Below are 13187 nucleotides of genomic sequence, written 5' to 3'. Positions count from 1 at the left end.
AAGTTATTTGACCTTCTTCATCATTATCTAAAGAGTCATTAGAATTGTTGTCCGATGGTTCTATCTGGCTTTTTACTTCTTCTATCTGTGATAGATCTTGTACGTCTATAACATCAATTTCTTCAGCAGGTTTTTCTTCAGGTGCTTCATAGGGTATTGGATCAAGTAAATTTATTTGATTGATTTTATATTTTGTTAATTGATTACCAAGTGCATTAATTCCTTTAATTGAAATAAATTCTTCAAGATTTACTTTTTCATTTTCTTTTCGATCTTTACCACGTTCTTTTGCATAAACAATTTCTGCAACTGGTTTCCAATCTGTGGAGACTATTTCTAATTTACTGTTTACGTGATCTGAAATAAAAGTATCTTCTTTACCTTCTTGATCTATAAGAAAACGTTTAACATAATAACGTTCTTTTTCGCCATCAAAATAAATAGCTGATATAGGTTTCTTTGGTACCCATTTTTCTAATACTATCATATCACTATCAAAATGAGTTGTGAGTTCTGGGGTAATAGTTTTTAGAACACCTGATTGTTTAATGATGAGTAATTTATCTTCACCTCTAAACTCCCCTATTAAATCACCTCTTTCATCAACATTCAACCTTTGAACAGTATCATCAAACCAAATCTTACGAGGCTTTAGAGTAGATACACCTTTTTCTTTAAGTTCAATTCGTTTTATAGAATACTTTGTTACTAAGTTACCTTTAGAAGTTCTGCCTTTTATTAAAATATCTGCAAAATTTAGATCCCATTTTAATTTTTTAATACTACCTACTTGGCGTAATAATACTGTTACAACTTCTGCTTCACCATTTGGGTTTGCAGAAAAATGCCATATAATTGAATTTTTATTATTATTAGTTAAGTCGTATTCTTTATCTCTAGTTATACTTGTAACGGCAAATCGTTTTACATAAGACGGACCTCCTTTACCATCTCTATAAATTAGGTTATAAATGGTACGTTTATCTTTCTTTTTAAATACTGCAACATGAATAATGTTTTTACCTATAAAGGTCTTTGAACCAACTTTGGTTACCATCATTTTTCCTTCTTTTGTAAATACAATAATATCATCAATATCACTACAATCACAGACATACTCATCTCTTCTCAATGATGTGCCGATAAAACCTTCTTCTCTATTTACATATAATTTTGTGTTTCTTATAACCACTTTAGTTGCATCAACATCATCAAAAATCTTGATTCCTGTTTTGCGTTCTTTTCCTTTACCATAATCCTTTTTTAGTCTCTGAAAGTATGCAATTGCATAATCAATTAAATGGTTTAGATGGTGCTTTACTTCTGCAATTTGATCATCTAGAGCTTCAATCTTTTGTTGGGCTTTATCAATATCAAATTTTGAAATTCGTTTGATTCTTATTTCAGTGAGTCTTGTAATATCTTCTTCTGTAACAGTTCTTTTTAGATGTTTAATATGAGGTTTTAGGCCTTTATCTATTGCAGAAATTACACCTTCCCACGTCTCTTCCTCTTCAATATCTCGATAAATTCTATTTTCAATAAAAATACGTTCGAGCGATGCAAAATGCCACTGTTCTTCTAGTTCGCTTAATTTTATTTCTAATTCATTCTTTAATAATTGTACAGTATTATCTGTTGATCGACGTAAAATTTCTGAAACACCAATAAAAATTGGTTTGTTGTCTTCTATAACACAAGCTAATGGTGAAATTGAAGATTCGCAATTAGTAAAGGCATAAAGCGCATCTATTGTTTTATCTGGAGAAATACCTGAGGGTAAGTGAACTAAAATTTCAACCTCTGCAGCTGTATTATCCTCAATTTTTTTGATTTTAATTTTCCCTTTATCATTAGCTTTTAATATTGAATCAATTAGTGAGGATGTTGTCGTACCAAAAGGTATTTCGGTAATAACTAATGTGTTTTTGTTTAACTGTGAAATTTTGGCTCTTACTCTTACTTTTCCTCCACGATTACCATCATTATAATTAGTAAAATCTGCCTCACCTGCAGTAGGAAAATCAGGGACTAACTTAAATCGTTTTCCTTGTAAGTGTTTAATGGATGATTCAATAAGCTCAATAAAATTATGTGGTAAAATTTTTGTTGATAATCCAACAGCTATTCCTTCTGCACCTTGCGCAAGCAGCAGAGGAAACATAACTGGTAAATTTATGGGTTCTTTTCGTCGACCATCATAAGAAGCTTGCCACTCGGTTATTTTAGGATTATATACTACGTCTAATCCAAATTTTGATATACGAGCTTCAATATATCGTGATGCAGCTGCACGATCTCCAGTGAGTAAATTTCCCCAATTCCCCTGGGTATCTATCAATAAATCTTTCTGACCTATTTGTACCATAGCATCAGCAATACTAGCATCTCCATGAGGATGGTATTGCATAGTATGGCCTACTATATTAGCCACTTTATTATAACGACCATCATCTAAATCTTTCATGGAATGCAAAATACGTCGCTGTACAGGTTTAAGACCATCTTCTATAGCTGGTACAGCACGTTCTAAAATAACATAAGACGCATAATCTAAAAACCAATCTTTATACATACCAGTTACTTTTGTAATGGTTTCATGGTTTTCGTTATTTAAATTTTCATCCGACTCTTCACTCATTAATCTCTAACTTTAATTTTCGATTATATTTTATCATTTTACTAAGCGATTGTTTAATATATTTTCTCTTTTTTTTACTTACTAGTGTTATATTAAAAACTTCTCGTCTTTTACTACCTCTTGAATTTTTAAAGTTTACAACTAAAGTTTTATAAAGGATGTAGTTATTAATTTTGAATGAAATAAGATTCTCTTTTTCAAACTCTATTTGATGTTCTCTGTAATTAAAGTAATCTGCTAGTAATAGACCTCGATTTGTAATTACTATATTTAAACCGTCAGAGTCGTATTCAAAATAACGAGCTATCCAATACAGAATAACCAATAAGAATAAAAAGAAGCTTATTATTATACCAACAGTTAAAAAAGGACTACCAGTTATATCTTTAAAAAAACTAGAGAATGTAGCAGTTGTAATAGCAGTTAATATCAAAATAAAATAAACTGATATAATTACATTTTTTACCTTACTATTGTTTGTTCTCATTCTATTCCTCTACAACGTCTAATTCTACTTTTAGGTTATTAATAATAAATTCTTGTCGATTTGGTGTGTTTTTCCCCATGTAGAATTTAAGTAACTCCTCAATCGTCATATCTTTATCCATCATTACAGGATCTAGTCTTATATCGTCACCTATAAAATGTTTAAACTCATCAGGTGAAATTTCCCCAAGTCCCTTAAATCTTGTAATTTCAGGTTTAGGTTTTAGTTTTTCTATAGCGTTAACACGCTCATCTTCAGAATAACAATAAATTGTTTCCTTCTTATTTCTTACTCTAAAAAGGGGTGTCTGTAAAATATATAAATGACCTTCTTTAATTACTTCTGGGAAAAACTGTAAGAAAAATGTAATCAGAAGTAATCTAATATGCATACCATCAACATCTGCATCGGTTGCAATAACAACATTGTTATAGCGTAAATCTTCTAAAGATTCTTCTATATTTAATGCAGCTTGTAAAAGATTAAACTCCTCATTTTCATACACAATCTTTTTACTTAAACCATAACAGTTTAGAGGTTTACCTTTAAGGCTAAAAACCGCTTGTGTATTGACATCTCTAGACTTAGTGATGCTTCCAGAAGCTGAATCACCCTCTGTAATAAAAAGTGTAGTTTCAAGATTGCGTTCATTTTTAGTGTCTCCAAAATGTACGCGACAATCTCTAAGCTTTTTATTATGAAGGCTTGCTTTTTTTGCACGTTCTTTTGCTAATTTTCTAATACCAGAGAGTTCTTTACGCTCTCGTTCAGCTTGTAAAATTTTACGTTGAATCTTTTCTGAAGTATCGGGGTTTTTGTGTAAATAATTATCGAGCTTTCGCTTTACAAAATCATTAATATAGGTTCTAACAGTTGGTAAATCACCTCCCATATCTGTAGAGCCGAGTTTAGTTTTTGTTTGACTTTCAAATACAGGTTCCATTACCTTTATAGCTATTGCAGTCACTACAGATTTACGTATATCTGAGGCGTCATAGGTTTTTCCGTAGAATTCTCTTATTGTTTTTACAATTGCTTCTCTGAAGGCAGATAAATGCGTACCACCTTGTGTTGTATTTTGCCCATTAACAAAGGAGTGGTATTCTTCGCTATACTGTGTTTTGCTATGTGTTAATGCTATCTCAATATCATCACCTTTAAGATGAATGATTGGATAAAGCCTATCAGATTCATTAATATTTTCACTTAATAAATCTTTCAGCCCATTTTCACTGTAATACTTTTCGCCATTAAAAACTATAGTTAAACCAGGATTGAGGTACACATAGTTTTTAAGCATTTTAGAAACATACTCGTTTCTATATTTATATTTTTTGAAAATTGAATTATCTGGTATAAATGACACCTTAGTTCCTTTACGTCTAGAGGTATCATCTAATAACTCTTGATTTGTAAGAGTTCCTTGTTCAAACTCAGCAGATGCAGATTTTCCATCTCTTGTAGACTCTACTCTAAAATATGTAGATAAGGCATTAACTGCTTTTGTACCTACACCATTTAAACCAACTGATTTTTTAAACGCCTTAGAATCGTACTTTCCACCAGTATTCATTTTAGACACAACATCTACAACTTTACCTAAAGGAATTCCTCGGCCATAGTCTCTAACAATAACTTTTTCGCCTTGAATAGAAATTTCAATGGTTTTACCAGCTCCCATTACAAATTCATCAATAGAGTTATCTAAAACCTCTTTTAAAAGAATATAAATACCATCATCTGGAGACGATCCATCACCAAGCTTACCAATATACATTCCTGGACGCATTCTAATATGCTCTTTCCAGTCTAGAGAACGTATATTATCTTCAGTGTATTTGGTTTGTTGCGACATAAACTTAGGGGAATTGCATAAGAAGCTAATATAGCATATAACCTTAAAAAATAAAACCCATAAACATTAAGGTTATTAACAATGTTTTAAAGGGGTTATGTAAAAAAGAGAATCTAATTTTACCTTGAAATATTAGACTAGTTTTGTTCTAATTTCCGCCTCCTTTTTTAGAAACGTATTTCTGGTTTTTAGTAGCCTGGTTAAATAGCGTTTTAGAACTATTTTATCTGCTAATTTTCCTAGGATTCCAAAAGGCGAAACATACATAAATTTATCAGTTAAGATGGTGTTATTTTCAACACTCTTAAAGTGATGCTCATGCCTGAATGATTTGAAAATACCTTTTACCATTTCGTCAACAAAATAATGAGGAGGATTCATTTCTGTAATTTTTGAAGTCAATTTTTGATTGATACCAAAATGTGTTGCTTGCCACGTTACAGATTCGCCAAGCTTAATTAAACCTGTCGTTTTACCAGCGATAGCTTTTTCGTTAGAATGCTTTAGTGATCTAGTATGGAAATCAATATCTAGAGATAAATCAAAACAGGTTTGGATATCAGCCTTAATCCTAGTCTTGATAATTATTTCTGGCATCTTTTAATATTTAAGTCTCGACTTCACTCGACTAGACTGAAAGGGATAAACTGTTTTATGCTATACGTTGAATAAAAAATGCATTACATCGCCATCTTTAACAATGTAACCTTTTCCTTCAACACGCATTTTACCAGCTTCTTTTACTTTAGTTTCACTACCATAGCCTACATAGTCGTCATAACCAATAACTTCTGCTCTAATGAAGCCTTTTTCAAAATCTGTATGGATTACACCAGCAGCCTGAGGTGCTGTAGAGCCAACCGTTACGGTCCATGCTCTAACTTCTTTTTTACCAGCAGTAAAATAGGTTTGTTGGTTTAGTAATTTATAGGCTGAACGAATTAATTTTGCTGCTCCAGGCTCATCTAAACCAATATCTTGCAAGAACATTTGGCGTTCTTCGTAGTCGTCTAACTCATTGATATCTGCTTCAGTGCCAACAGCTAATACTAAAACTTCTGCTTGTTCGTCTTTAACAGCCTCACGTACTTGGTCTACATAAGTATTACCAGAAACTGCTGATTTTTCATCAACGTTACAAACATACATTACTGGCTTTTCTGTTATAAGTTGTAATGGTTTTACATAAGCTTCGTAATCGTTTAAATCAAACTCTAAAGCTCTCACAGATGTGCCAGCTTCTAAAGCATCTTTAATTTTGGTAAGAACATCATATTCTTTTTGTGCTTCTTTATTTCCAGTTTTAGCTGCTCTTCCAATTTTATCTGCTTTTTTCTCTACCGAATCTAAGTCTTTAAGTTGTAATTCTATATCAATAGTTTCTTTATCACGTATAGGATCAACACTGCCATCAACATGGACAATATTATCGTTATCAAAACAACGTAATACATGCAAAATAGCATCAGTCTCTCTTATATTAGCTAAAAACTGATTTCCTAAACCTTCTCCTTTGCTGGCACCTTTAACTAATCCTGCAATATCTACAATCTCAACGGTTGCAGGCATTACGCGCTCAGGATCTACGAGTTCTTCTAGTTTTTCTAAACGAGGATCTGGTACATTAATAACACCAATATTAGGTTCTATAGTGCAAAACGGAAAGTTTGCACTTTGTGCTTTGGCATTAGAAAGGCAATTAAATAAGGTCGATTTTCCTACGTTTGGTAATCCTACAATTCCGGCTTTCATATGTGTTTTCCGCAAGTACGGAATCTTATTAATTAGACATAAATTTTACAAGTGCAAATGTAATTAATTAGCTCGAAAAAGAAGGGAGAATTCAATGTAATGCTCTTTAGAATGTTGTTTATATTTATTTTTCTAGCCAGACTTGTACTTACCAATTATTTATTCAGTAGTAGAACTCTTGCTTTTCTCTTCAATGGCCCAAATTTGCTTATATAATGTACCACGAAACTTATCATTTAACTCATAACCTGGTGCACGCACTTCGTTATTTTGTGACATGATAATTCCAACAAAATTTCGTTTTGGGTCTGCCCAAAAGTAAGTGCATTCATAGCCACCTCCAATCCAAAGCCCAGCTTCACCTTGTTTTTTAATTTTCATTGAATCACCACTAATCCATAAGTTGTAACCATTATACCCATAAGGACTATCTTTTTGGGTGTGAGGTGCATATATATCCTCAACTGTTGTTTTTTCTAAAAACCTATAATCATTTAATATACCTCTCTTTAACAACATTCTTAAAAAATCTGCATAAGCATCTGCTGTAGCTACCATTCCCTCACCACCTAAATATAATTGATGATTTGAATCATAATCAGGAACATCTGGGCCAAAAATATCTAACTCACCTCTTTTAGCTTCACGTAAAGTAGAATCTCTACCTGTGAATTTTGGCAGTAGTTTTTCATTGGGAGGAAGTCTGTATTGTAACCCTTTAATTTTCATCGGATCAGTTAATCGTTCCTCAACCAGTTGATTTAATTTTTTGCCTGTTGCTCTCTCAGCAACTAGACCTAAAACTGTCGTGTTTGTTCCATAAAAATAATCAGTACCAGAGTGTTGAATCAAAGGTAAATGGGATAGCTTTTTAATTAAATCATCAGAGTTTTTTGCCATAGGTAAATTTTGTTCAGCGATTAAAGAATCGATACAAGCGAAACCTGTGGTAGCATAGTAAAATCCTGCTTGATGATTAATAAGGTGAAGAACAGTCATTACAGAATCATTGCTTACAAACTTTACAGGGCAAGCATTCTCTCTTTCATTCCATTCATACTCTGTTAGATTTCTATCATCATTAGATACTGCAACTTTGAGGTTTTTGAACTCAGGAATATATTTTGAGACTGGGTCATTTATTTTTAATATACCATCTTCAATTAAATCTAAAACAACAGATATGGTTACTATCTTACTCATAGACCAAATTCTAATCCAAGTATCTCCATCGATTTTAGTGTTTGGAAGTAATTTTTCATTTACAGCGCTATGTTCATAAATAACATTGCCATCCAAATCTTCTAACCTCGCATAAACAAATGGATAAAAGTCTTCCTCAACATAATAATCCAATACCATGTTCAATTGATCTGTATTACCTATTTCCAAAGTTGGTTTACTGTTCTTTTTTGAGCAAGACTCAATTATAATAATGAACGAGAGTAAACAAAATAAATGGTTAATTTTAATTCGCATAATATTAATCTTATAGTTATTAATCGTTACGATCTTTACTTTTTAGTAGTTGTAGTCTATAATTTAATAAATAATTATTAAATAGAGCATCCTTTTGGCTATTGTGCCTATTAAAGTGAGGTTTTTTTAAGTGATACGCTGAGTTTTCAGGGGTTTAGAATTACATTAACTTAGTATTATACACGTTGTTGTAAAACTTTTTTAACCAATCCAAAATCTATTTAAATTATTTTTGTCATTGCTTATTTGGTTATTATTTATATTAATAATGTAAGGCTTGCCTTTTAACTCTGGATTCCAACCTGATTTCAAACTACAAGTTATTATTATCGAGATTTCTAAGGGTGTTAAAACTGGATAATCTTCTTTGGATGTTATGTCATTTGGAAAATCAAGCCAATAATCCCTAGTTATCAATCCTTTTACTTTTAATTTACAACCTTCACCTGTCGCGAGTTGTACAGTTATATTCAAATCAAACTCCCAGTTTTCATTATACTTTCCAGCAGAAATAACGTATCTATATTTTTCATTATTTACGGTTATCAACCTGCTCTTTTTCTTAGGTAGTGCCATATTTTTTTTAATGTTTTATACACATTGTTGCAAAACATTTTTAATTCAGCTATTTTTATTTCAATTCCGTTTATCTCAAGAATTACTTTAGTGTTTTCAGCAAACAATTCCGCTTCTTCAGGAATTTCCGCAATTATTTTTCCGTTAATTACTCCATTTTGAGCAACACAGAATGAAATTCCGATGAAGATTAATATTGTGATAAATGTTTCTCTAATATTGTATACACGTTGTTGTGGTGTCGTTATTTATTTAATATACCCAAATAGTTTATCCAAGGACCAACTTCGCTTTTATATTGTTTTGCCATTACTCTAGAAATTTGTGCAATATGCCCTAAATCATGAACGGCCCAAGTCGAAATCAGTTGTTTTAAATTGACTTCTCCAAACTCAGGATGAATTCCTGTTCGATTAAGATCTTCTTGCTTAATATTCAGTGATTTCAGTCTATTTAAATTCTCTATTCTTACTTCTTTGAACTCAATAATTAGTTCATCGATTGACTTTTCTTGATTTTCTTTTAATTGAGCAAACCTATCAAAAGGTTCAAAAAGTTTGTTATCAGATTCGCTAAGTATTGTTTTTATTCTTAAAATCCAATCTGTTTTTTCTCCAAAAATTAAATGCCCAACAATATCATATGGGCTCCAAGTGTGATCGCCTTCATTACTACGAACCCATTCTTGAGATAGACCACTTAATAAGACTTCGATAACTTCAGGTGTTCTTTCTAAAATTTCTATTGATTTATTTAGCTCAAAATTCATTTTCAGGATTTAGGAATGATGCACCACAATGTGTTTTTGTATGGTTTCTTTGCGAATTCAGCTGGAGCACTTTCGCTTCAGATGAGCCGCTTGCGGCGAAAATTCGCAGTGAGAAAAAGCGCAACAGCTAAGCTGTTTGTACTTTTTCCGATTAGTTAAATATACAAATTGTAGGATAATTTCCTCGCCTTAACCAACGATGCGCAATGAATTATACACGTTGTTGTGTGTTGTTTTTAGATTATTTTTTCATCCTCGTAAATACCGCACTTAGAACTAGAATTATTCCGATTAAAGAAGGCGCCCATTCCCCATCACCGACTGCTAAGTGAGCGCAAAAAGCAAGGATAACATCATAAAAGAAGCCAGCATAAGCCCAGTTAGTTAATAATTCAGAATATTTTGACCAAATAGTTATCATTCCTAATATTTTAGCGATAGCTAAGGGGTACATTAAATACGATGGATAACCTAAGTCAGTAAAGATTGTAGGTTCACCTGAGAATATATACATACCAGCGGAAAATGACATTAATATTGTCAACAATACCTTGGATGTTAAGTGAACTTTTTGAATGTTTCCTTCTTTCATGCTAAATAGAATTATTTCACCAAATTATAATTTGTCTTTAGAAAATTACACACAACGTTAATGTATAAGATTAATTGCGTGATTTAAGCACTAAAGTTAGAAAATAAATCACAGATAGAAAGTCTGCGAGGACTTTCGTAAATTGGCTAAAACCAGCAATTAATTTTATACGGTGTTAGCTCTCGTTTTTATACTTTAATTCATATGCTTTAAGCGTTTTCCATTCTTTACCAATTTCCTGTTCAATTAGACTGATTTTTGAGATACCTAGTTTTTTAGGCAATTCAAAATTCTGTATCTCTTTAAATTTAGTGTCATCGCAGATTGAATTTCTTGGATGCATTATTGTAATATGCGCTATATGTTCTCTTGGATTTGACACTTCATTTTGTAAAACCAATTCTCTTAGTTTTTGGAATTTTTGCTCTTTATCTATTATGGATATTAAAAGACCTTTTCCTCCGGAAAATCTGATGAGTCCATTTGTTAGCAACACAAATTTATACACATCAAGGTTTTCTAAATTGCGTTTGATATGTCTTATATCTTCAATTTCATCTTCTCGACAAAGAGTTATATGACTTTTAATCAATTCATATTGTCTCGGATTATATTTTTTCCGTACGGTCTCAATTATTTTACTTTCTTTTTCATCCAAGAATAGTGTCAACTGTTTTCTCTTCATTTTCATAAAATAAATTGAATTACGTTTACAATGCTTTTTCAGTTATCTCTTACGAATCTTACGCTTTTTATAAGTCCGTTTTCAACTTGGTATATGGACACATATTTAGTTAATAAACCATTTTCCGTAACTATTTCGTGATTGACAACATGACTGCCGTTTTCAATCTGATTTATTATTTTGACAGATATTGATTTGGTCTCAAATTTTGGTTTGAAAATAGAAATAATATTTTCAATACCATCTCCAAGAAGCTTGTCAGGATAAGTATAAACTTTTACATCTTTAGCATAAAGTTTTATAAATTGGTCAAAATCGTGTTGATTATACAATTTCATTCTCTTGTTCACAACTTCAAGAGGGCTTTTTTGAGCTTTTTCATCTTGTCCAAATGCTATATTTATAAATACTAACATTGAAAGTAATAGAAGTCTTAATTTCATTTGAGATGATTTTGTTTTTTAATGAGAGCCAACGGTCTAGTGTATGATTTCGTTGCGTGTTTAAGCAATAAATTTAGCAAATAAATCACAGATAGAAAGTCCGCGAGGACTTTCGTAAATAGGCTATAACTAGCAATGAATTATACACATTGTTGTACTTTCGTTATTTTTTATTCTTTAATTCTGAATTTATTAATTTTTTCATCGTTTCTATTTCTTCGAGTATTTCTTTTAAGAATTGGCGTGTTTGCCTTTCGGTAAAATACTTAACTCCAAACGCACTTTCTGCTGCAAGAATTGCTTCAATTGGTTTAATGTCATTTTTTATAGCTTTTTTCAAGTCGGGTTGTTCTTGCAATCTTGAAGAAAAACTTCCAATTCCTTTTTCGGTATATTTTAATAAACCATTCAGGTAAATATTTAAATTGCCATTATTTATAATTGTCCATTCGTCAATTTTACTTTTATGTGTTATAAGTTTATTTCTAATATTTTCGGGAATAATTTTAATATCTCCTGTTGATTGTAAAGTTTCCATTGTATTAAAGCGAAAAGATAGATATATTGAGGCAAATTTCACCTTATTAAGGGCGTCTATGACATCATCAGTTGCTAAGTTTTTTGTTTCAAAAAGATTTTTGTATTGAACATAGGATGCAATATTGGAATCTAATTGGGTAATACCAGAGTTTGAATATATTTTTTGCTCATCTAAATCTGAAATTATTTGTTTATAGTAGATTTGCAGTTGATTTTGTTCTTTTCTATTTTCATTCCAATTATTTATTGAAAGAGCAATCAAAATTCCAATAACAACTAATACAATTTCTCCAAATGCATATTTGAAATACTTTCCTGTTTTGTTTTCCATTAGTAAGTTTTGTCTAATTTTTCTAAAGAATTTTATCATTGGTTAGCGTTTGGTTATAGTGAAGCACAACGGTTTTGTGTATGGCTCGTTGCGGGAAGTCAGCTATGATTTTCCACCATAACCGAAAGATAGCAAATTGCAATGAATTCCGATTAGGAATTCAGCCGCAATGAGCTATACACGGTGTTGTGCTTTCGTTATTGATTTTCGAATTCAGCTATTTTCGTTATCACAACTTTTGCCTGTTCAGCATAAATTGACGTTGCAAGTTTCAATTTCATTGCATCATCATAATATTCCAAAACATAGTTTTTATAAAATGGGTCTCCCATATAATAATTAATCATTTCTTCATCTGAATTATCACCCATAGCTAGTTTATGAAACCAAACTTTATTATCTCTTAAATAGTCAGAGAAAATTCTCATCTTCTCTTGTAATTTTGATTTTCTTACATCTAGGTTTTCACCATGCACTTCATATAGTATATTTAATTCTTTGTATATCGATCTATATTTATCAGGAATATCGCTACTAATTAAGACCATGTTATTATAAGCGTTCTGATTAATACTTATAGCATTCCAATTCATGATTGCATAATTCGGATTATGAACACCTGAACCTGAAATATAATCTTCTTTCTTGAGCTTGTCCAATACCACTAATTTTAGTACTGAATCTCGTTTAACATAAAATTCAACCACTAATTCAGATCGATCAATCTCATCCTCCAAATTCAATTTAATTTCTTTTAGATAATTTGATATTTTTTTGTCGATTAATTTATTCTGGTTAACAGTATTGACTTGTAAAGCAATCAAAATCCCAATAACAACCAATATAATTTCTCCAACTGCATAAATGAGATATTTACTGAATTTGTTTTCAGAGAGAAGTTTTTGTCTAATTTTTCTAAAGAATTTTATCATTGGTTAGCGGTTTCTGATAATGAAGCACAACGGTCTCGGCTATGATTTCGTTGTGGAATCATCCGCAGGATTATTCCGCTTAGAAATCAGCTTTTGATTAATGCT

The 13187-nt window shown here is 31.4% G+C and carries 13 protein-coding genes; all 13 read right to left on the bottom strand.

Annotation, left to right across the window (positions count from 1 at the left end; all coding sequences use genetic code 11):
* On the bottom strand, nt 1-2641 hold a 2641-nt coding region (locus RM697_RS12930; protein WP_311428323.1), incomplete at its 3' end, for a DNA gyrase/topoisomerase IV subunit A.
* Complete coding sequence (locus RM697_RS12925; protein ID WP_311428322.1) at nt 2634-3128, bottom strand: hypothetical protein; 495 nt, start codon at nt 3126-3128, stop codon at nt 2634-2636. The genes RM697_RS12925 and RM697_RS12930, both read right to left, overlap by 8 nt.
* A gap of 1 nt (nt 3129) precedes the next feature.
* Nucleotides 3130-4983 (bottom strand): DNA topoisomerase IV subunit B, encoded by a 1854-nt coding sequence (locus tag RM697_RS12920; protein ID WP_311428321.1) that lies wholly within the window; start codon nt 4981-4983, stop codon nt 3130-3132.
* Nucleotides 4984-5115: 132 nt separating this feature from the next.
* Nucleotides 5116-5580 (bottom strand): SRPBCC family protein, encoded by a 465-nt coding sequence (locus RM697_RS12915; RefSeq protein WP_311428320.1) that lies wholly within the window; start codon nt 5578-5580, stop codon nt 5116-5118.
* Nucleotides 5581-5640: 60 nt separating this feature from the next.
* Nucleotides 5641-6735 carry a redox-regulated ATPase YchF gene (gene ychF / locus RM697_RS12910; protein WP_311428319.1) on the bottom strand — a complete coding sequence of 365 codons (1095 nt, stop codon included), beginning with the start codon at nt 6733-6735 and terminating at the stop codon, nt 5641-5643.
* Between the two features lie 159 nt (nt 6736-6894).
* Complete coding sequence (locus RM697_RS12905; RefSeq protein ID WP_311428318.1) at nt 6895-8127, bottom strand: serine hydrolase domain-containing protein; 1233 nt, start codon at nt 8125-8127, stop codon at nt 6895-6897.
* 288 nt (nt 8128-8415) lie between these two features.
* Nucleotides 8416-8790 carry a hypothetical protein gene (locus tag RM697_RS12900; protein WP_311428317.1) on the bottom strand — a complete coding sequence of 125 codons (375 nt, stop codon included), beginning with the start codon at nt 8788-8790 and terminating at the stop codon, nt 8416-8418.
* A gap of 244 nt (nt 8791-9034) precedes the next feature.
* On the bottom strand, nt 9035-9559 hold the full coding sequence (locus tag RM697_RS12895; protein ID WP_311428316.1) for a DinB family protein: 525 nt from the start codon (nt 9557-9559) through the stop codon (nt 9035-9037).
* A gap of 241 nt (nt 9560-9800) precedes the next feature.
* Nucleotides 9801-10151 carry a DoxX family protein gene (locus tag RM697_RS12890; protein ID WP_311428315.1) on the bottom strand — a complete coding sequence of 117 codons (351 nt, stop codon included), beginning with the start codon at nt 10149-10151 and terminating at the stop codon, nt 9801-9803.
* Nucleotides 10152-10326: 175 nt separating this feature from the next.
* Nucleotides 10327-10836, bottom strand: coding sequence for a 2'-5' RNA ligase family protein (locus RM697_RS12885; protein WP_311428314.1), 510 nt, complete (start codon nt 10834-10836; stop codon nt 10327-10329).
* A gap of 38 nt (nt 10837-10874) precedes the next feature.
* Nucleotides 10875-11279: a nuclear transport factor 2 family protein gene (locus RM697_RS12880; protein WP_311428313.1), complete on the bottom strand. Its 405-nt coding sequence runs from the start codon at nt 11277-11279 to the stop codon at nt 10875-10877.
* A 163-nt stretch (nt 11280-11442) separates the two neighbouring features.
* Complete coding sequence (locus tag RM697_RS12875; RefSeq protein WP_311428312.1) at nt 11443-12189, bottom strand: DUF6090 family protein; 747 nt, start codon at nt 12187-12189, stop codon at nt 11443-11445.
* A gap of 158 nt (nt 12190-12347) precedes the next feature.
* Nucleotides 12348-13082: a hypothetical protein gene (locus tag RM697_RS12870; RefSeq protein ID WP_311428311.1), complete on the bottom strand. Its 735-nt coding sequence runs from the start codon at nt 13080-13082 to the stop codon at nt 12348-12350.
* Nucleotides 13083-13187 lie beyond the last annotated feature (105 nt).

Source organism: Microcosmobacter mediterraneus, from assembly GCF_031846265.1.
GTDB lineage: Bacteria > Bacteroidota > Bacteroidia > Flavobacteriales > Flavobacteriaceae > Microcosmobacter > Microcosmobacter mediterraneus.
This window is presented reverse-complemented; position numbering and strand designations above follow the sequence as displayed.

Bases quoted from the DNA above. Each gene is read 5' to 3' on its own strand.
- RM697_RS12925 (WP_311428322.1), bottom strand. From the start codon at position 3,128: ATGAGAACAAACAATAGTAAGGTAAAAAATGTAATTATATCAGTTTAT.
- RM697_RS12920 (WP_311428321.1), bottom strand. From the start codon at position 4,983: ATGTCGCAACAAACCAAATACACTGAAGATAATATACGTTCTCTAGAC.
- RM697_RS12915 (WP_311428320.1), bottom strand. From the start codon at position 5,580: ATGCCAGAAATAATTATCAAGACTAGGATTAAGGCTGATATCCAAACC.
- ychF (WP_311428319.1), bottom strand. From the start codon at position 6,735: ATGAAAGCCGGAATTGTAGGATTACCAAACGTAGGAAAATCGACCTTA.
- RM697_RS12900 (WP_311428317.1), bottom strand. From the start codon at position 8,790: ATGGCACTACCTAAGAAAAAGAGCAGGTTGATAACCGTAAATAATGAA.
- RM697_RS12895 (WP_311428316.1), bottom strand. From the start codon at position 9,559: ATGAATTTTGAGCTAAATAAATCAATAGAAATTTTAGAAAGAACACCT.
- RM697_RS12890 (WP_311428315.1), bottom strand. From the start codon at position 10,151: ATGAAAGAAGGAAACATTCAAAAAGTTCACTTAACATCCAAGGTATTG.
- RM697_RS12885 (WP_311428314.1), bottom strand. From the start codon at position 10,836: ATGAAGAGAAAACAGTTGACACTATTCTTGGATGAAAAAGAAAGTAAA.
- RM697_RS12880 (WP_311428313.1), bottom strand. From the start codon at position 11,279: ATGAAATTAAGACTTCTATTACTTTCAATGTTAGTATTTATAAATATA.
- RM697_RS12875 (WP_311428312.1), bottom strand. From the start codon at position 12,189: ATGATAAAATTCTTTAGAAAAATTAGACAAAACTTACTAATGGAAAAC.
- RM697_RS12870 (WP_311428311.1), bottom strand. From the start codon at position 13,082: ATGATAAAATTCTTTAGAAAAATTAGACAAAAACTTCTCTCTGAAAAC.